19 protein-coding genes, 1 pseudogene and 1 riboswitch are annotated in these 17,497 nt (G+C 68.8%); of the genes and pseudogenes, 8 read left to right on the top strand and 12 right to left on the bottom strand.

From position 1 onward, the window contains the following. Positions 1 to 2 precede the first annotated feature (2 nt). Positions 3 to 545, bottom strand: coding sequence for a peptidylprolyl isomerase (locus C1A17_RS10140; protein WP_180953293.1), 543 nt, complete (start codon positions 543 to 545; stop codon positions 3 to 5). A 235-nt stretch (positions 546 to 780) separates the two neighbouring features. Here C1A17_RS10140 and C1A17_RS10145 point away from each other — a divergent pair, with 235 nt between their 5' ends. Beyond that, positions 781 to 1,620, top strand: coding sequence for a hypothetical protein (locus C1A17_RS10145; protein WP_101652860.1), 840 nt, complete (start codon positions 781 to 783; stop codon positions 1,618 to 1,620). A 724-nt stretch (positions 1,621 to 2,344) separates the two neighbouring features. Here the strand turns inward: C1A17_RS10145 and C1A17_RS10150 are convergent. From C1A17_RS10150 to C1A17_RS10160, 3 genes are all read right to left on the bottom strand, one after another. Then, positions 2,345 to 3,211 (bottom strand): lytic transglycosylase domain-containing protein, encoded by an 867-nt coding sequence (locus C1A17_RS10150; protein WP_101652861.1) that lies wholly within the window; start codon positions 3,209 to 3,211, stop codon positions 2,345 to 2,347. 3 nt (positions 3,212 to 3,214) lie between these two features. Next, positions 3,215 to 5,788 (bottom strand): choice-of-anchor M domain-containing protein, encoded by a 2,574-nt coding sequence (locus C1A17_RS10155; protein ID WP_101652862.1) that lies wholly within the window; start codon positions 5,786 to 5,788, stop codon positions 3,215 to 3,217. A 184-nt stretch (positions 5,789 to 5,972) separates the two neighbouring features. After that, on the bottom strand, positions 5,973 to 6,395 hold the full coding sequence (locus C1A17_RS10160; protein ID WP_101652863.1) for a ChaB family protein: 423 nt from the start codon (positions 6,393 to 6,395) through the stop codon (positions 5,973 to 5,975). 143 nt (positions 6,396 to 6,538) lie between these two features. Between C1A17_RS10160 and C1A17_RS10165 the strand changes: the two genes are divergently transcribed. The 4 genes from C1A17_RS10165 (at position 6,539) to C1A17_RS10180 (ending at position 9,620) form a co-directional block, all read left to right on the top strand. Then, positions 6,539 to 7,129 carry a protein-L-isoaspartate O-methyltransferase family protein gene (locus C1A17_RS10165; protein ID WP_101652864.1) on the top strand — a complete coding sequence of 197 codons (591 nt, stop codon included), beginning with the start codon at positions 6,539 to 6,541 and terminating at the stop codon, positions 7,127 to 7,129. A gap of 168 nt (positions 7,130 to 7,297) precedes the next feature. Beyond that, positions 7,298 to 8,770, top strand: coding sequence for a tryptophan-rich sensory protein (locus C1A17_RS10170; RefSeq protein WP_101652865.1), 1,473 nt, complete (start codon positions 7,298 to 7,300; stop codon positions 8,768 to 8,770). 86 nt (positions 8,771 to 8,856) lie between these two features. After that, positions 8,857 to 9,303, top strand: a complete 447-nt coding sequence (locus C1A17_RS10175; RefSeq protein ID WP_101652866.1) for a DMT family transporter — start codon at positions 8,857 to 8,859, stop codon at positions 9,301 to 9,303. Next, positions 9,303 to 9,620, top strand: a complete 318-nt coding sequence (locus tag C1A17_RS10180) for a DMT family transporter (RefSeq protein WP_101652867.1) — start codon at positions 9,303 to 9,305, stop codon at positions 9,618 to 9,620. The genes C1A17_RS10175 and C1A17_RS10180 overlap by 1 nt, the downstream gene beginning before the upstream one ends. A 127-nt stretch (positions 9,621 to 9,747) precedes the next feature. Here the strand turns inward: C1A17_RS10180 and C1A17_RS10185 are convergent, their stop codons facing one another. From C1A17_RS10185 to C1A17_RS10195, 3 genes are all read right to left on the bottom strand, one after another. Further along, positions 9,748 to 10,413, bottom strand: a complete 666-nt coding sequence (locus C1A17_RS10185; RefSeq protein ID WP_245873674.1) for a lysophospholipid acyltransferase family protein — start codon at positions 10,411 to 10,413, stop codon at positions 9,748 to 9,750. Between the two features lie 127 nt (positions 10,414 to 10,540). Next, entirely contained in the window at positions 10,541 to 11,239 is a 699-nt protein-coding gene (locus C1A17_RS10190; RefSeq protein WP_101652868.1) for a TenA family protein, read from the bottom strand. A 141-nt stretch (positions 11,240 to 11,380) separates the two neighbouring features. Continuing rightward, positions 11,381 to 11,484, bottom strand: a riboswitch (TPP riboswitch). A gap of 113 nt (positions 11,485 to 11,597) precedes the next feature. Further along, a complete protein-coding gene (locus tag C1A17_RS10195; protein WP_101652869.1) occupies positions 11,598 to 11,969 on the bottom strand; it encodes a nuclear transport factor 2 family protein in 372 nt (123 codons plus the stop codon). Positions 11,970 to 12,026: 57 nt separating this feature from the next. On the opposite strand from C1A17_RS10195, the gene C1A17_RS10200 reads away from it, so the two are divergent. From C1A17_RS10200 to C1A17_RS10210, 3 genes and pseudogenes are all read left to right on the top strand, one after another. After that, entirely contained in the window at positions 12,027 to 12,479 is a 453-nt protein-coding gene (locus tag C1A17_RS10200) for a helix-turn-helix transcriptional regulator (RefSeq protein ID WP_101652870.1), read from the top strand. A gap of 138 nt (positions 12,480 to 12,617) precedes the next feature. After that, positions 12,618 to 12,905 (top strand): annotated as a pseudogene (locus C1A17_RS10205) (transposase); the annotation flags it as partial. A gap of 208 nt (positions 12,906 to 13,113) precedes the next feature. Then, positions 13,114 to 13,452 (top strand): IS110 family transposase, encoded by a 339-nt coding sequence (locus tag C1A17_RS10210; protein ID WP_245873675.1) that lies wholly within the window; start codon positions 13,114 to 13,116, stop codon positions 13,450 to 13,452. On the opposite strand, the gene C1A17_RS10215 is transcribed toward C1A17_RS10210, so the two are convergent. From C1A17_RS10215 to C1A17_RS10235, 5 genes are all read right to left on the bottom strand, one after another. Then, positions 13,422 to 14,605 (bottom strand): IS3 family transposase gene (locus tag C1A17_RS10215; RefSeq protein ID WP_425427285.1). Its coding sequence is split into 2 segments (ribosomal slippage): positions 13,422 to 14,345 and positions 14,348 to 14,605, totalling 1,182 coding nucleotides; the frame shifts between segments, so codons are not numbered across the junction. The genes C1A17_RS10210 and C1A17_RS10215 overlap by 31 nt on opposite strands. Positions 14,606 to 14,664: 59 nt before the next feature. After that, a complete protein-coding gene (locus tag C1A17_RS10220) occupies positions 14,665 to 15,255 on the bottom strand; it encodes a cytochrome c biogenesis ResB family protein (RefSeq protein ID WP_101652872.1) in 591 nt (196 codons plus the stop codon). 32 nt (positions 15,256 to 15,287) lie between these two features. Then, a complete protein-coding gene (locus tag C1A17_RS10225) occupies positions 15,288 to 15,869 on the bottom strand; it encodes a CueP family metal-binding protein (RefSeq protein WP_101652873.1) in 582 nt (193 codons plus the stop codon). A 90-nt stretch (positions 15,870 to 15,959) separates the two neighbouring features. Further along, positions 15,960 to 16,739 carry a cytochrome c biogenesis CcdA family protein gene (locus tag C1A17_RS10230; protein WP_101652874.1) on the bottom strand — a complete coding sequence of 260 codons (780 nt, stop codon included), beginning with the start codon at positions 16,737 to 16,739 and terminating at the stop codon, positions 15,960 to 15,962. Next, entirely contained in the window at positions 16,736 to 17,350 is a 615-nt protein-coding gene (locus C1A17_RS10235; RefSeq protein ID WP_245873676.1) for a TlpA family protein disulfide reductase, read from the bottom strand. The genes C1A17_RS10230 and C1A17_RS10235 overlap by 4 nt, the downstream gene beginning before the upstream one ends. Positions 17,351 to 17,497: the final 147 nt, after the last annotated feature.

Genomic DNA, 17,497 nt, shown 5'->3' on the forward strand with positions numbered 1-17,497 from the left:
GGTCAGGACGCGGGGAGGACCTCGACGGACTCGATGACGACCGGCTCGACCGGGCGGTCGCCGGGGCCGACCTCGACGCCCTCGATCGCGTCGACGACCTTCTTCGAGGCGTCGTCGGCGACCTCGCCGAAGATCGTGTGGTTGCCGTTGAGCCACGGGGTGGGAACGGTCGAGATGAAGAACTGCGAGCCGTTGGTGCCCTTGCCCATGCGCTTGCCGGCGTTCGCCATCGCGAGAAGGTAGGGCTTGTCGAACTGCAGCTCCGGGTGGATCTCGTCGTCGAAGGTGTAGCCCGGGCCGCCGGTGCCGGTGCCGAGCGGGCAGCCGCCCTGGATCATGAACTGGCGGATGATGCGGTGGAACCCGAGGCCGTCGAAGAACGGCCGGGTGACCTTCTGCCCGGTCTGCGGATCGTCGAACTCGCGGGTGCCGGAGGCGAGCTCGGTGAAGTTCGCGACGGTCTTCGGCGCATGGTTGCCGAAGAGGTTGAGAGTCACGTCGCCCTTGGTGGTGTGCAGGATCGCCTGCTGCGTTGCAATCGTCATGCATCCATTGTTCCACGACGCCGCTCCGCCCCCGGACGGATCCCCGTCCCCTGCACGCACCTCGGACGCGATCCTGTGCGAACGCCCAGCCAAAACCTCGGGACCCGAGGTGGCCCGCGTCGGCGGAGGGCCTAGAATGGACGGTGACGACACACGGTGGGCTCTGTCGCCGACTGCGCGCAGAGACCGGCCACCGTACGGATCAACCAACGGCTCCGCCGTATCGGAGGGTGAGATGTTCAAGCGCAAGACCCAGCCCAAGTCCCTCAAGGACGAAGTCGCCGACGTCGTGCACGCTGTGAGCGACGTCGTGCGCCAGGGCTCGGCCAACGCCATCGACGCCGCCGCGCCGCGCCTCCGCGACGCCTCGGTCAAGCTGCAGGACGCGGCCTCCCAGGTCCGCCCGCGGGTGGACCGTATCAACGAGCAGATCCGTCCCCGGATCGAGGAGCTCGGCAAGCAGGGTCGTGCCCAGTACGACCACCTGAGCGCAGAGGGTCTGGCCCGTTTCGACGACGCCAAGCACCGCTTCACCGACGAGATCGCTCCGCAGGCCACCGAGCGTGCCGGCGCCGTCGCCTCGAGCGCGGCCGGTCTCATCGCCGCCGCGCAGACCCCCAAGTTCGTCGACGACCTCGCCGTCCGCGTGACCGGTGACAAGAAGGCGATGAAGAAGGCCCGCAAGGCCCTCAACCGGGCGAGCAAGGACATCGCGAAGAACACCCGGGTGAAGAAGTCGGGCAACGGCTTCGGCATGACGACGGTGTGGATCCTCGCGATCGGCGGCCTCGCCGGCATCGCGTACTACGTCTGGAAGAAGGCCCAGCCGGTCGAGGATCCCTGGTCGACCCCGCTGCCGGCCAACCGTCCGGCCGACGCCCGCCCCGTGGGCTCGGTCCCGGCTTCCCAGCAGGACGCGGTCGGTCCGACCGTGACCGAGACCCCGGTTCCCGCCGCCAAGATCGAGGCGACCGACGACGTCGCCGCGGACCCGGACTCGGCCGACGTCACCACCGACGAGAGCGACGTCCCCCCGGTGGTCTCGGACACCGATCCGAACGCCCCCAAGCACTGAGGCGCTGAGGCGGTGCTGCTGCGGCGGCACTGAGGCGCTGACGCGGCCCCGAGTCGCCGACGCGTCGAGGCCCGCACAGCTCTCGCGCATCAATCCGCACGGATGCCCCACGGTCACCGACCGTGGGGCATCCGTCATTCCTGCCGGGCCGTCGAACACCGCATCCGTCATTCCGGTGGATCCGCCAGGAGCCTCTGCCGCACTCGCCGCGAAGGCCCCCGGGACCCGTAGCTGCCGGCTGGTCGAACACCCGACGGGAACTGCTGGATCCGACGAGAACTGCCGCAGCCTCGAACGACACCCGAAAACTGCTGTAGCACGCGAATCCTGTACAGCTTTCGCGTGCCGCAGCAGTTTCCGCGATCTGTTCGATCGAGACCCGGCTAATAGCCCCAGCCGGTCGATCGATGGCCGACGAGAACTGCTGTGGGGGCACGTGGCATACGAACGCTGCTGTTCCGACCGTGCGCGCGAGTGCCACGCGGAAACTGCGGTGGCCATGAGGGGCTGGCAGATCGGGTGAGCAACAGAAACTGCTGTTGGCGACGGAAACTGTACAGTTTCCGTCGCCAACAGCAGTTTTCGCGTGCGGTTCGGCCGGGCGACCGTCGGGGAACCGGCCGGTGCCTCCCACCCGACCGGGAGTCAGCCGGGGCCGGATGAGTCCGCGAAGCAGTGCGAACCCGCGCGAGGACTCGAGTCAGCCGCCGCGCGAGGACCCGGGTCAGTTCCCGTTGCGGCCTGGCGCGGGTGCGGGGGTCGAGGCCGGGACCGTCCGCGGGGCCGGCGCGGGGGCGCCGGGGTCGACCGCCCGCGCGTAGACGAGGGCCGCGTTGTACACCTTCATGACGTAGTCGAGCGAGTTGTTGTAGCTCAGCACCGCCCGCTCCCAGCCGGCGGTCGATGCGAGGTCGCCCGAGGTGCACAGGTACGAGGCCGCGGTCATCACGGCATCGTCGATGTTGTTGGGGTCCTTCCGCCCGTCGCCGTTGCCGTCGAGACCGTGGCGGTTCCAGCTGTCGGGGATGAACTGCATCGGTCCCACCGCGCGGTCGTACTCGTCGTCGCCGTCGAGACGGCCGTCGTCGGTGTCCGGGATGCTCGCCACCCCCACGCCGTCAAGCTGCGCGCCGACGATCGGGCGGTCGAGATTCCCGTCGGGCTGCACCGACGACCCTTCGTAGCGTCCGTGGTTCGTCTCCACGGAGCCGATCGCGGCGAGGGTGTTCCAGCCCAGCCGGCACGTCTGTCGGTTCTCCGCGGCCCACACCCCGGCGGCGACGTAGGACTGGAGGACCCGCTCGGGGATCCCCGTGCTCCTGGCGATGTCGGCCAGCCACTGCGAGTCGACCTCTCCCGGGGCCGAGGTCTCCCCCGGGGCCGGGGTTGCGCCGGCCGAGGGCGCGGCAACCGACGGTGTGGGCGCGACCGGGGCGGGGGCGACCGGCGGAGGACCGGAGATCCCCTCTTCGGGCGCGGCGACCTGGTCCGGCTGGGTCATCAGCCGTGCCATGAGCGCGGCAGCCGCGACGGCGAGGACGACGGCGAGAGAACCGGCGATGATGACGAAGAGTCTGCTCGAAGAGGACATCGCTCACCTCCTGCTCTCGCGCATGAGGACGACGAGGACGGCGATCCCGAGGAGGGCCGCGAGACCCATCGCCAGTCCGGCGATGATCCACCACTGGTCGCCGAGCACGCCTTCGCCCTGCGGATCCACTGCCTCGGGTCCGGCCTGCGGGTCCGAGCCGGGGTCGGTGTAGTCCATGAGGTCGGTGCCGACGTGCATGCCACCGCATCCGTTGACGAGAGCGCGCAGCATCGGGGATTCCGCGACGGCGGAGTTCTCGTCACCGACGGCGAAGTTGATCTTCGTGGTCACCGGCTCGAGAGCGGTGCCGTCGGCAGCGGCGGCGCTCATCGAGAAGGTCACGGTGTAGTCGCCCGGCCGTTCGAAGGCGAACACGCCGCTGTCGCGCTCTCCCGCCGTCGCCGAGAGCGGCTGCGAGGTGTCGGCGAGGAGGGAACCGCTCGATCGGTCGAGGATCGCGAAGCCGCCGGGTCCCTCGACCCGATCGACGTTCAGCGTGATCTCGCCGCCCACGTCCTCGGCGGGGATCGCTGTAAAGTCCCACCCGAGGTGGGGCACCCCGGTGCGGCCGGTGTCGGTCGACCACACGGAGTCCGTCGCCTCCCCGAGTGCCCCGGCCTCGGTGCTGACGCTGCGGGTCGCGGTGGCGGGCACGACGACGCCGAGGTCGGTGCCGAGGTTCCGCGGTGACCTCCCGCGGTGATCGACGAAGCCGCCGGTGAGCGCGCCGTCGTCGAGCGCGGCGGTGAAGTCGACGCGACCGTCGCGGACCTGCACTGCTCCGCCGACCTCGGCGGGGCAGTGCCGGATCACCGGGGGCGCCTGCTGCACCCGGGTGGCGGGAGTCGTCGAGGTGGGTGTGGGGGTCGGCCGCGAGTCGCGGCGGTCGTCTGCTCCTCCACCCCGGCGATCGCGGTCCCCGGGAGCGGGCATGCCGTCGCGGTCCTCGTCCCCGGAGCCGTCCTCGGGCGGATCGATGCCGGGCTGGTCCTCACCCGGGCCGCCCTCGCCGGGGTCCTCCCCGGGAGGCGGGATGATGATGTCGCCGGGCGGATCGTCGAGGGCGGTGCAGTCGACACCCTCGTCACCGCCGCCCACGTCGAACTCGACGATCTCCGGTTCGACCCGCACCTCGGTGCCGATCTCGGCGGGGTCAACGGTGGTGTGCACGCCCACCGCGACGCAGTAGGTGCCGGACTCCGAGAAGCTCCACGCCGCATGAGCATCCCGGGTGGGCAGCGGGCGCAGGACGGGTGCGGACTGGTCGTCCGCGGTGAACTCGCGTTCGGTGTACCTGGTCGAGTAGAACCAGCCGTCCTCACTGCTCGCATTGCGATAGGTCGCTGTGCTGCCATCCGGTGCGGCGTCGAGGCGGAAGACGACCCGCGCCCAACGCTCGGCCGGCAGATCGTCGTCGGTCATCCCGCCGAGGTCCTGCCCGGTGAGATCGAGACCGGGCACCCGATGAAAGCCGCCGCCCGTCCCGGACTCGGGGATCGTATAGGCGCTGCTCAGAACGTCCCGCGTGGCCGGCGGGAGATCCGCTGGTCCGTAGCCCTGACCCTCCCACTTCGCTGGGGTGGCATCGCAGGGCGCCACCTCTCCGGTGCCGCCGAACACGAGCGTCATGACCGTTCGCGCGGGAGACTCGGAGCCGTCGTTCCCGGCCAGTCCTCCGTCCTGCTCCGCAGTGCCGCGGGATTCGAGGGCGATGCACATGATCCGACCGGTGTCCGCCTGCGGATCCGGCGAGGGCTCGTCGATGTCGGGCTGCTCGGTGCCGGGTTCGTCGGTATTCCCGTCATCGCCGCCGATGTCCGCACCCTCGTCGTCCGAGCCTTCGTCATCCGCTCCGTCCGTGGAACCGGTGTCCTCGGATTCGGGATCGCCGTCGCCGAGCGCCGGGTCCGGCGTCGCAGTCCACTTCGTCGTCAGTGCCTGGTCGACATCGAAGGCCCAGAGGTCGGATTCCTCGTTCTGTCCGATGCTGATGAGCGACGTTCGGTCGTCGTACGGCTCGAGCGGCGGACCACCGCCGACAGACCCGCCGCTGACCTCGAGCTCGCCTCCGGAGATCGCGGTGACGGCGAAGGAATAGGGCTGAGTGCGGGCAAGCGCGTCAGCTGCCCGATCGAGTGCGAGAGAGAACTCAGCGGGATCCGCGAAGGCCTCGATCGGTTCGTCCTCCTCCGGTCCCTCCGTCGGCGGGATCGGCACCGTCGTCGGTGGAACCGGGCCCTCGGGCGGTGGGAGCGGCACGGTGGTCGGCGGGACCGGATCCGGTGACGGCTGTGTCGAGTCGTCCGGGAAGCGGAAGACCGGACGGACGGGAGATTCCGACTCCTCGGTGCGGAGCACGAGATCTCCGCCGCGATACTCGCTGTCGTCGAGGTCGAACCCGGCACCCCTGGGAACACCGTCGTGAGGTGCGACCGGCGCGGCCGCGGGATCGTTGCTCTCCGCCGGATCCTCGGGCGCTCCTTGGACCGGTCCGGCCAGCGAGAACCCGGGCAGGACGAGGGTCGCGGTGAGCGCGCAGGTCGCGGAGAGCGCGACGAAGGGGGACAGGCGTGTCACGGCGCCGGGTGCTCGCTTTCGAAAGGATCGAGGGGAACGGGGCGATCGTCTCAGTCAAGACGATCCGGGTGAGAAGCATCCTAACAGGACGCGACGTCCGTCTGACGTCGGCGTGACGAGTGCTCGGCGGGGTCCTTTGAGCGACGGGTCGGATCGTGACCCGATCCCTCCGGCCGCGGTCCCGTCAGTCCTCCCGCGCCTCGGCGGTCTCCCGGTCGTTCGCCTTCTGCAGCGCGTCGACGAGTTCGTCCTTCGTCATCGTCGAGCGACCGTCGATGTCGAGCCGCTGGGCGAGCGAGTACAGGTGGTCCTTCGAAGCATTCGCGTCGACCCCGCCGGCGGATCCTCCGGTCCCGGGCCCACCTCGTTCGGCGCGCTCGTCCGAGGGCCCGGATTCCTCCTTGGGCTCCCAGTGGTCGCCGACCTTCTCATGCGTGTGCTTGACGGCGGCCCACGCGGTGCGCGCGGCCCGCGATTCGCTGTCGTACTGCTCCTCCGCGGAGTCGAAGGTCTGCGCGAACGTGTCCTGCGCCTTCTGGTCGGAGCGCTCGAGGGTGGACGGGATCTCGGACTTCCTCGCGCGTCCGTCCTTGTTCGTCTTCGGCATGGCGACCTCCATCTCACGCGGGTACGGCGACGACTGGAGCGGCGGCCGCGGGTGGGGCACAGCTCCCGGGCCTCCGACGGCGTCGCCGGGATGAGTACCATGGTGGCACGGAGCACCCGCCCGCAACAGCCCGGGGAGGGCCGATGACCACTCACCCGCCTGCCGGACCCGAGCAGGTCCTCGTAGCCATGGACGAACTCGGCCGCGATCCGTTCCTCTCCGCCGACCAGCGGCGGTTCTCCGACCTCGACCGGCCCCTGCCCATCGGCCACGGGCAGACGAACTCCCAGCCCTCCACCGTCGTCGCGATGATCACCCTGCTCGAGGTGAGCACCGGGCAGCGCATCCTCGACGTCGGGAGCGGCTCGGGCTGGACGACGGCGATCCTCGCGCGGCTCGTCGGAAGCAGCGGGTGCGTCATAGGCTGCGAGCTCGTGCCGGCGCTCCGGGAGTCCGCGGCGGCCGTCCTCGCCGGTCTCGACATGCCGTGGGCCGAGGTGCGGCAGGCCCGCATCGGGACGCTCGGCGCGCCGGTCGACGGGCCCTACGACCGGATCCTCGTCTCCGCCGGCGCCCAGACGCTGCCCCGGACCCTCGTCGAGCAGCTCGCTCCGGACGGAATCATGGTCATCCCCGTCGCCTCCACCATGCTGCGGGTACACCGCACGGCCGCCGGCCCCGTCGACATCACCGAGCACGGCCGGTACTCCTTCGTCCCCCTCATCGACGACTGAGGCCCTCGCCCGGCAGCCGGCCCGTGACTTCCTCCGGAAGTCGACCGGCCCACCAGTCCAGCACCCGACCAACACCTGCCCGGCACCCGGGCAGCCGGGCACCCGCCGGATCCTCACAGGGAGGCTTGAGCGTGCCGCCGTACACTTGCGGCAACGGAAGGAGTCATCGTGGAGACGGATGTCGAACACGCACGACACGCACTGGTCACCGGAGCAACCGGATACGTCGGCAGCCGGATCACCGCCGAGCTGCTCGAGCGCGGATGGCGGGTGCGGACCCTGTCCCGCTCCCGGGAGAAGGCGCTAACCATGCCCTGGGCGGACCGGATCGTCCCGGCGGGTGACACCGCCGGACCAGGAGAGGTCGAGGTGTTCGAGGGCGACGCCGATTCCGCCGAGGACCTCGCCGGCGCGCTCGCCGGCGCCGACGTCGCCTGGTACCTCGTCCACTCGATGGGCACAGGCGCGGACTTCGCCGAGCGCGAGCAGGACATGGCCCGCACCTTCGCCGCCGCAGCCGAACAGCAGGGCGTCGGTCGGATCGTCTACCTCGGCGGCCTCCATCCTGCCGGCGAGGAGCTCTCGGAGCACCTCGCGTCCCGGGTGGCCGTCGGCGACATCCTCCTGAGCTCCCGCGTGCCGACCGCCGCCCTTCAGGCCGGGGTGGTGCTGGGAGCGGGCTCGGCCTCATTCATCATGCTCCGGCATCTGTCCGAGCGGCTGCCCGGTGCGATCGCACCGAACTGGGTCGACAACCGGATCACCCCGATCGGCGTGCGCGACGCCGTGCACTGGCTCGTCGGCGCCGCAGACCTGCCGCCGGAGGTGAATCGGGCCTTCGACATCGGCGGCCCGGACACGATGAGCTATGCGGAGATGATGCGCCGCTACGCCGAGGTCGTCGGTCTGCCGAGGCGTCGCGTCCTCACCGCCCCGGTGACGACTCCGCGCCTGGGCGCACAGTGGATCGGTCTCGTCACGCCCGTGGACGCCGGGCTCGCCGCGCCCCTCATCGGCAGCCTCCTCCACGACACCGTGGTGACCGAGCGCGATCTCGAGAAGCTCCTCGACCCGCCGCCCGGTGGCACCCAGTCCTTCGCCGAGGCGGTGCGCGCGGCAGTCGAGAGGGGCGAGGACGGGCGAGGCCTCGACACCCGGCGGTGGCGGCGGGTGCTGCTCACCTCGGCCGGGGCCGTCGGAGCCTGTGCTGCGGTCGGGACGATTCTCACCGACCCCGACAACGCCTGGTACCGGTCGCTGCGGAAGCCGGACTGGCAGCCGCCGGCGGCGGTGTTCCCCCTCGTGTGGACGCTGCTCTACGCCGACATCGCGGTGATCTCCGCACTCGTCGCGGCCGATGGCCTCGAGGAGGGGAAGCGCAGGACGCTGCGCGGCGACGCGCTCGCCCTCGGAGCCAACCTCGTCCTCAACGCCGGCTGGACCGGGCTGTTCTTCCGCGGGAAGAAGCCGGTGCTCTCCACCGTCGAGGCGGCACTGCTCGCACTGAGCTCGGCCGACCTCGTGCGTCGGGCCGCGCGATCGGCTCCGCAGCGCGGCGTCGCCCTCGCCCCCTACGCCGCATGGACCGGTCTCGCCACCGCGCTGTCCGGCTCGATCGCGCGCCTCAACCGGGGCCGCTGACCCGGGGCCGCTGACCCGGCCCACGTCAGTCCTCGGAGGTCGGCACACCACGCATCCGCGATCCCACTGCGCCGTAGGATCGAGCCATGACGCACTCCACGGCACGGGGCTGGGCCCTGCTCACCGGAGCGATCGCCGCCGAGGTCGTCGCGACCCTCTCCCTCAAGGCCGCTCTCGAGGTCCCCGCGCTGTTCGTCGTCGTCGGGTTCGGATACCTCATGGCATTCGCCCTGCTCACCCTCGTCCTCCGCACCGGCATGGCACTCGGGGTGGCCTACGGGGTGTGGGCGGCAGCCGGGGTGGCACTCACCGCCCTGCTCTCCGCTGTGATCTACGGGGAGCCGCTGACCCCGCTCACGGGGCTCGGCATCGGACTCGTCATCGCCGGGGTGCTGTGCGTCGAGCTCGGGTCGCACGGGGGCCGCAGGGCACCGGTGCGCGATGCGGGTGCGGGCTCCGAGGGCGACGGACTCCCACCCGGCCGGGACGCTGCCGGGCCGGGTCCGCGATCGACCGGGCCCGAGGTCGCCTGATGGCGTGGCTGTTCCTCATCGGTGCGATCATCACCGAGGTCAGCGGCACCCTGGCGCTGCGGATGGCGGCGCGCGGGGGACGGGGCTGGTTCGCGGTCGTCGGCGTGGGCTACGTCCTCGCCTTCACCCTGCTCGCTCTCGCGCTCGGTGCCGGGATGGCGCTCGGCGTGGCCTACGGGATCTGGGCGGCGGCCGGGGTCGCACTTACCGCGCTGCTCGGCAGGCTGCTGTTCGGCGAACCCTTCACCTGGGTCATGGGCGTCGGCGTGGCCCTCATCATGGGCGGGGTGCTCCTCATCGAGGTGGGAGCGCACTGATTTCTGCGGCGGGCAGGGGCGCCCCGGCCGTCAGGCGAGCGATTCGTGACGGCGGTGCCCGCGGCGGCAGAACCGGTGGCCGCAGCACCCGCGGCGGCGGTGCCGATGAGCGCAAAGGGCGATGCGCTCAGGCGTCGTCGACGAGCTCTGCGATCGCGGCCATGATCTGCTCGGTGAGCGCCCGGCGCTGCGGTCCCGCCGGCTGCTGACGGGCCGGGGCGGGGATCGGCTCGCCGAACCGGACGGTGAAGGTCGCCGGCCGGGGGAAGCGCTGCTCGACGGCCATGACGTCCTCGGTGCCCATGATGCCCACGGGGACGATGGTCGCCCCGGTGCGGATCGCGAGCTCGGCCGCCCCCGTCTTCCCGGTGCCGATCGCCCCGGTGCGGGTCCGGGTCCCCTCGGGGTAGATACCGAAGATCTTGCCCTGGCGCAGGATGTCCTCGCCGTCCTCGAGCGCCTTGACCGCATCCGCGGTCGATCCGCGCCTGACCGGGAAGCTGCCCACCGCCTGGAAGAAGGTGCGGGAGGCGAGGCCCTTGGGTCCCTTCCCGGTGAAGTACTCCTCCTTGGCCATGAAGCACACCTGCCGCGGGGAGAGCGCTGACAGGTACACCGAATCGACGAACGAGCGGTGGTTGCTCGCGATGATCACCGGGCCGGTCAGCGGCACGTTCTCCAGACCCGTGACGGTGGGCCGGTGGACCAGGCGGATGGACCGGCGGAAGGCTGCGCGCATCGCCTCGTAGGAGCGTCCGCTGGGCACGGACACCGTGGATTCGGGAGTGGACATGGGAACAGGATAGTGGGCGGCGGGCGCGCGGACCGGGTGGCACGCGGGGCGGTCGGTGCCGGAGCGCGAGGTGCCGGCCGGGATCGTGCCCGGCCGGCGTGCGCTCGTGGTCAGGCGCAGCGCGGGCTCAGACGTACGCGGTGTCGAAGAACGCCCGCTCGAGTCCGACGACGTGGCGCCACACGGCGGTGAGGCGCTCGCGTTCGGCGGGGTCGTCGGGGAACACCCGGTCGAGCTCGTCGACGAGGAACTGCACCCATTCCCGGAAGTCCGGACCGCGGTGGAGCTCGATCCATTCGCGGTGGACGTATCGCTCCGGCATCTCCGCCGTGCGCTCACCCCAGTCGAGGTAGAGCCATTCGGCGATGACGAGGAGGACGAGGAGATGCGGGTAGGACCGGGACCGGGCGGCATCGGTCATGGCGTCGCGGAACGCCGCGGTCGTGGGGGTGAGGGCGGGTGCAGTGCGGTCGGTCTCCGCGACGCCGAGCTCCTCGAATGCCCGCTGGAAATACCCGTCCTCGTCCGCGGCGAGCATCCCGAGCTGGCGGGAGAAGCGGAGCTTCGCGGGCACGCGGTCGGCGAATGCGACGCAGCCCCCGAGCATCGACAGGAATGTGTCGAAGAACTGGTAGTCCTGCACGAGATAGCCGGCGAGCACGCCGTCGTCGAGCGTGCCCGCGAACAGCTCGCGGACGAACCGGTGGTCGACGGCGGTGTCCCAGTCCTCCGCTGCCGACGCGCGCAGGGCGGCGACGGCGCCGCTGGGGTCGACGGTGACGGTGGTGGCGGTGGGATCGGGTGATGACGGGCGGTTGTCGGACATGGTGTCTCCTTTCGCGGATCGGACGCTGACGCCTGCGGCAGCGTGTCGACAGGAGAGGCCCGAGCGGAAGGTGCTGATCGCGGGGGCGGCGGCATCCGCGGGACGAGCGCCGCTGCGTCCGCCCTCGGGCGCGCACGGTGCGGACACCGCGACACGACTTCCTCCGCCGGTACTGACCGGATCAGGTTCGAGGGTCTGCTTCCGCACTCTCAGCGCCCGCGTTCGGCGCTCCCCTGTCGTACGGTTCGATCGTACCCCCGGTCCCGCGGATCCGAGGGAACGGCGAGCTATTGAGTTCGGCCTCGGCTCCTCCTTCGGTCGCTCGCGACCGAAGGAGGAGCCGACAGCTCCGAGCCGATCAACCGCCGTCGGGCAGCGGGGTGAGCACTCCCACGCGCCAGGACCGACCTTCGCGGAGGAGCTGATAGATGAACCTCTCGCGAGGAGCGCCGCCGTATGTCCAGGTGACGTCTGCCCAGATGCTGTGGGATGACGAGGCGATGACCTCGACGACCTGGTCGATCTCCTCGATCCCCGAGTACTGCCCCCAGCTCGCGGAGAAGAAGTCGTGAGTCTGCTGTCGACTGGAGACCGGCACCGTCTGCTCGGGGAAGGCGATGAGCGCCGGCACCGCGTAGAGGTTCGCGATCCGATCGCTGTCGCGGGCGAGCAGCGCCTGGGCGTACTCATCGAAGAAGTCATGGGCGATGGTTTCGATTGAGGTATCCATGACGCTCACGCTAATCGGGTATCCCGTCACGCCGGTGGCGGGATTAGGATTCCGACCATGGAACCGCGAATCCAGCTCGCCGCCCGATCACGCGACGGGCACCTGGCCCTTCGCCGAGTCGAACGCCAGCAGGCGCTGATCGAGCTGCTCGCCGGAGCCGCGCCGACGATGCTGGCGACCACGGAGATCGCGCAGCGGCTCGGTGTCTCCCCCCGAACGGTCGAGCGCGACCTGGAGAGGCTGCGCGACCTCGGAGTCCCCTTCACGGCGCGCCGCGGCCGGGGAGGCGGCTACTCCCTGACGGTGCACGGGGAGCGGCACCACATCACGCTCGACACCGCGGAGATCGCCGCGATCATCTCCAGCCTCGCCATCGTCGGCCCGAACTCCAGTCCGTCTGCCGGATCCGCGCTGGCCTCACTCATCGCGGCACTGCAGCCCGAGGAGATGCCGGGGCAGCAGGGAGCGTCGCGGACGTTCAGAACCGGCACGGAAGCAAAGGTGACCTGAGGTTCCGCAGGGCGGTGGTGACCTGAGGTCGCGCAGGGTGTCACTTGACTGGGGAAGGCAGAAAGTCCCCGATGCTTCCATCGGGGACTTTGAAGCGCCCTGGGTTTCGTTCCGATCCAACTGAAGGAGAATCGGAACATGCCCAAGAAGTACACCCCCGAGCTGCGTGAGCGCGCCGTACGGATGGTCCTCGAACGTCAGGCCGCGCAGGGTGGGCCTCGTTCGCACTCACTCCGAGCCGTGGCACCACAGCTCGGTGTGGGCGAGGAGACCCTGCGGATGTGGTGCAACCGCCACGGCCACGAGGTAGCCCAGGAACAGGTCGGCGAGGACCTGCAGGAGGAGAACAAGCGCCTGAAGCGTGAGCTCGCCGAAGCCCGCCGCGCCAACGAGATCCTCAAAGCCGCCTCGGCTTTTTTCGCATCAGTACCAGAATGAGGGTATCCCGGCGGGGCTGGCTCGTTTATTCGCTGCTTTCGTAGCTTGTCCGCGATGTGCCGTCTCTCCGGGACCCGCGGTGCTGGAAGTGGGCGTGGCCTGATAGGAGCCTGCTGGTTCGACTGCCCAACTGAGGCGTGCCCGTCCGCGTTCGGCACCGCAGCTCGCGCAGTACCGGACTGGGAAGGGGACTGTCATGACTGTCATCGGTATCGACGCTCACAAGGACTGGCACACGCTCGTCGCGGTGGACGAGGTGGGCCGGAGAATCAAGGAGCTCACGGTCGAAGCACGTGCCGGGGGGCATCGAAAGATCTTGACCTGGTTGGAAGGCTTCGAGACCGTCACCGTCGCGGTCGAGGACTGCCGCCACCTGACCCGTCGGCTCGAGGCTGACCTGCTCGAGGCCGGACATCGAGTCGTTCGCGTGCACACCAGGTTGATGGCTGGCATGAGGCGCAGCAGCCGGGAAGGGACTGCTGACGGTTTAGTTGACTCCGGGGTTTATGCCGCCAGAGCGACGGCCTTGTGGTGAACAAGCTCGTATTCAACCGGAGTCAGTTTACCCAAACGCCGTTGCCGACGCTTCCGGTGGTAGGTCCGCTCGACCCAGTGGACGATCGATGTCCGCAACCTCGCTCGCGTGTCCCAACGGCCCCGGTCGAGGACGTTCTTCTGCAACACAGCGAAGAACGATTCCATCGCCGCATTATCACCAGCAGCGCCGACCCGACCCATCGATCCGACTAGCCCGTAACGCCGTAGAACCTGCTGGAACTTACGAGAGCGAAATTGCGACCCGCGATCCGAGTGAACGACACACCCTGCCACGGCTCGCGGTCCGCCACGACGAGCCACAGCGTCATCAATCGCCGCCACAGCCAGACGAGATTTCATCCTCGAATCGATGGCATAACCGACGATTCTGTTGCTGAACACATCCTTGACCGCGCACATATACAGCTTGCCCTCACTGGTGTGATGCTCGGTGATATCGGTCAGCCACAACTCGTTGACTGCCTTTGCTGTGAAGTCGCGTTCGACGAGGTCATCACACACTGGCGGGCCGGGCTTCTTACCGTGCTTCCGGGCTCGTTTGATCGTGTGGGAGAACAGCTCCTGCTGCGAGCACAGCCGCCACACACGACGTTCAGAGGCGCTGTATCCGCACGCCTGGAGCTCATCAGCGATGAACCGGTGCCCGAACTCAGGATCGTCCGTATGAACGTCGTAGGCGGCATTGATCAAGTGCGCCTCCTCGAGTTCCCGGTCAGAGACAGGTTTCGCGCACCACTTGTAGAAACCCTGCTTGGTAAAGCCGAGTACCCGGCAGGCCACTGCCACCGGCACCCCGGCGGCAGCAAGGTCGAGGACCAGCGGGTACATCATTTTGGGTGATGACCACCGAGCTTCAAGTTCGCTTGCGAGAGATACGCTGCAGCCTCGCGGAGGATCTTGTTCTCCCGCTCGAGTTCCCTGATCCGCTTCAGTGCTGCTGCCTGGGCGCGAGACTCCTCGACATCACGAGAGGGCTCGAGTCCGTGCTCACGCAGGCGTGAGTCACGCACCCAGGCCTGGAGAGCTGACTTCGAGATGCCGAGGTCGGCGCAGACCTGCTTCTGGGTCATCCCCTCACCCAGGAGCTCGAGAGCTGATTGCTTGAACTCATCGGTGTAGATCTTTGGCATGACTTCCATCCTTCCTGGAACTTATCCAGTCGTGAAGTCAACTAAACCCTCAGCAGTCCCTAGCCGCGCTCGGCAGCGATGTGGTCCGGGTGCCTCACGGTGCGGTAGCCGCGCTTCTTCAGCAGCCGCTCAGCAGCGTCGAGCAGCTCCTTGCTCGAGGTGCCCAGCGGCGGGCCAAAGCTGGCATACCCCGGCATCCGGGTCAGACGGCGCGGCGCTTTCGGCGGCTCCTGGCGCATCGCCCGGAGATGCTGCCGGGTGCGGGGCAGGATGCAGCCGACCAGCGAGACCATCAGCAGGATGTAGATGCTGGCGAACCATACCGAGGAGTGGACGTCGAACAGCTGGAAGGTGTCGAGGACTTCTCCCCACTGCCCGTTGTCCTCGATGAAGCTTGCCACCCGGGCCGGATCCTGGATGCGCTGGGGCAGCAGGGAAGCCGGGATGATGGCCAGCGCCAGCATGAGCAGCAGGATCAGCGCCGCTCGCATGGTGGTCAGCTGCCGCCACGCCCACCGCAGCAGCCCCACGAACCCGATGTCGGCCGGTGCTGCCTTCGTCGGCGGGGTCGCTCCGGGCGCGCCGGATCCGCTGGTGGAGTCGGACTGCTGCGTCGATGTTGCCGCCCGTTCCTGATGCAACGGCTTCATGGTCACGGTCTCGCTTCGCCCACCGCTGCTTTTTAGGTGAGTTGCAGGTCGGTGATGCAGGTGGCGCCTTCGTCGGTGGTGGTGAAGTCCGAGGCGCCCGTCCGGCCGTCGTAGCTGATCTCGATGGTGCCGTTGATGTCGCTGGGCACCCAGAAGCCGACGAACCCGTTGTCGAAGGTGGCCACCTGCTCGTCGACCACGACGTCCCCAGTAGTGCTGTCGGTGATTTCGACGTCGACGGTTGCGTTGCTGAGCTCACCCTGGCAAGTGGTCAGGCTGTGATAGAAGCAGTCATGTGTCTGCTCGACGTAGGGGGCGATCGACAGATACGACAGGTTCTGCGGCAGGTCCAGGACCACTTCCTGCCTGTTGTCGGTCAGCACCAGCTCATCGGGATAGACCGATGCGATCAGGTCTGCTGGTCTTTCGGCTGTCTCGAGCTGGTCCAGATGATCGATGATCTCGACGGCATCCATGTCGTCGAGGTCGTAAGTGTTAAGGAACTCAGCCTGCGAGCCGGTGCTGGGTGATGGTTCGGAGTCTGCTGCCGGGGCGCATCCTGCCAGCACCAGCGAGAGTGTCGCTGCAGCGATCGCTACTCGTTTCACGTTCATCTCCTTGTCGTTCGGGCGGGTGCCTGAGGGTCAGCATGCGCAGGAGTGAGGACTGCGAATGCGTGGTCTCACTGAGTGGGCGGGGGTGTGTCAGATGATGGTTTCGAAGCCGCCGATCATGCCTTGCAGGCTGTTGACCCATTGGGTCCAGACGCCGCTGACGAGCAGCACGCCGATGATGATGAGCATCGCGCCGCCGATCCTGCTGATCAGGAGGTGGTGGTCTCTGGCCCACTGCAGCCTGCCGGTGCCCTTGACGATGAGTACGGCAACGACGATGAACGGCACGCCCAGTCCGAGGCAGTACATCAGCGTCAGCATGGCACCGCGCCAGATGCCGTCGGTGCCGGTTACCCCGAAGCTGGTCGACAGTGCCAGCACCGCCGCCAATGTGGGGCCCATGCACGGTGCCCAGCTGAGGGCGAAGGTGGCGCCCAGGGCGGGGGCGCCCCACAGCCCGGCGGGTGGACGCTTGGAGATGCGGGCGGTGCGCTGGAACATGCCGATCCCGCCCATGAACACGATGCCGGCGATGATGACGACGACACCCATCACGCGGTTGAGGACATCGGCCCACTGGCTGAGCAAGACACCGGCGAGGCTGAACGCCAGGCCCATCGACACGAAGACCGCGGCGAAGCCGACAATGAACAGGGAAACCCCGATGACGACCCGGCTGATCTTCCGGTCGGTCAACGCGGCGGCACCCAACCCGGTGACGTAGCCGACGTAGCCGGGGACCAGCGGCAGGACGCACGGGGAGAAGAACGAGACCGCCCCGGCCAGGATGGCCACCGGGATCGCCAACAGCATCGGACCGGACAAGGCGGTCTGCGAAAAGGTCTCACCGATGGAGGCTGTGAGTGTCATGCCGGCTCGTCCAGCACGTCGCCGATCAACGCTTTGAGGGTGGACTCGTCCACAGCTCCCATCACCCGCGCCGCCGCCCTGCCCTGGGCGTCCAGGACCACGGTGGACGGGACCGCCTGCGGGGGCAGCACCGCACCGAGTGCTGCCACACCGAGCCCGTCCTGATCGAGCATGGACGGAAACGTCAGATCGAAGGTCCTGGCGAACGCGTCGGCGGCCGGTGCCTCATCGCGAACATTGATGCCCAAGAACTTCACGCCGTCGGCTTGGTATCGCTCGTAGTTGGCCTGCAGTGCGGGGGCTTCCTTGCGGCACGGAGGGCAGGCGGCGTACCACAGGTTTAGCACCACCGGGGCTCCACGCCAGTCGGCAAGGTCGAAGGCAGTGCCGTCGGTGTACTCGCCGGCCAACTCGATCGGCTCACCCCGCTCACCGATGGGCAGTTGGGTGATGACCCCGGCCCCGGAAATATAGCCCTGCTCATTGACCTCCGGCACCTGGTCGGCCAACTCGTCGGCATCGCTGCCGCACCCGGCCAGGCCAAGCGCGAGGAGGACGGTCAACGAGCCTGACCGGCGGATCATCGAACGACGCGACAGAGGTGAGAGCATCCTTCTTCTTCAACTCGCAGGAAAACGACTCCCTCCATTCTGGTCGAGCCGCCACTGGTGAAAGGACCAGGGTTCTTGAAGATTTGACGAAGATTGTCCTGGTGACAGCCCCGCCGAGGTGAGACGGGTTACATTCGAATCAGCGTG

It is taken from the genome of Brevibacterium ihuae, from assembly GCF_900184225.1.
GTDB classification, from domain to species: Bacteria; Actinomycetota; Actinomycetes; order Actinomycetales; family Brevibacteriaceae; genus Brevibacterium; species Brevibacterium ihuae.

Coding starts and splice junctions, on each gene's coding strand:
- C1A17_RS10140 (WP_180953293.1), bottom strand. CDS start 545: ATGACGATTGCAACGCAGCAGGCGATCCTGCACACCACCAAGGGCGAC.
- C1A17_RS10145 (WP_101652860.1), top strand. CDS start 781: ATGTTCAAGCGCAAGACCCAGCCCAAGTCCCTCAAGGACGAAGTCGCC.
- C1A17_RS10150 (WP_101652861.1), bottom strand. CDS start 3,211: ATGTCCTCTTCGAGCAGACTCTTCGTCATCATCGCCGGTTCTCTCGCC.
- C1A17_RS10160 (WP_101652863.1), bottom strand. CDS start 6,395: ATGCCGAAGACGAACAAGGACGGACGCGCGAGGAAGTCCGAGATCCCG.
- C1A17_RS10165 (WP_101652864.1), top strand. CDS start 6,539: ATGACCACTCACCCGCCTGCCGGACCCGAGCAGGTCCTCGTAGCCATG.
- C1A17_RS10175 (WP_101652866.1), top strand. CDS start 8,857: ATGACGCACTCCACGGCACGGGGCTGGGCCCTGCTCACCGGAGCGATC.
- C1A17_RS10180 (WP_101652867.1), top strand. CDS start 9,303: ATGGCGTGGCTGTTCCTCATCGGTGCGATCATCACCGAGGTCAGCGGC.
- C1A17_RS10185 (WP_245873674.1), bottom strand. CDS start 10,413: ATGTCCACTCCCGAATCCACGGTGTCCGTGCCCAGCGGACGCTCCTAC.
- C1A17_RS10190 (WP_101652868.1), bottom strand. CDS start 11,239: ATGTCCGACAACCGCCCGTCATCACCCGATCCCACCGCCACCACCGTC.
- C1A17_RS10195 (WP_101652869.1), bottom strand. CDS start 11,969: ATGGATACCTCAATCGAAACCATCGCCCATGACTTCTTCGATGAGTAC.
- C1A17_RS10200 (WP_101652870.1), top strand. CDS start 12,027: ATGGAACCGCGAATCCAGCTCGCCGCCCGATCACGCGACGGGCACCTG.
- C1A17_RS10210 (WP_245873675.1), top strand. CDS start 13,114: ATGACTGTCATCGGTATCGACGCTCACAAGGACTGGCACACGCTCGTC.
- C1A17_RS10220 (WP_101652872.1), bottom strand. CDS start 15,255: ATGAAGCCGTTGCATCAGGAACGGGCGGCAACATCGACGCAGCAGTCC.
- C1A17_RS10225 (WP_101652873.1), bottom strand. CDS start 15,869: ATGAACGTGAAACGAGTAGCGATCGCTGCAGCGACACTCTCGCTGGTG.
- C1A17_RS10230 (WP_101652874.1), bottom strand. CDS start 16,739: ATGACACTCACAGCCTCCATCGGTGAGACCTTTTCGCAGACCGCCTTG.
- C1A17_RS10235 (WP_245873676.1), bottom strand. CDS start 17,350: ATGCTCTCACCTCTGTCGCGTCGTTCGATGATCCGCCGGTCAGGCTCG.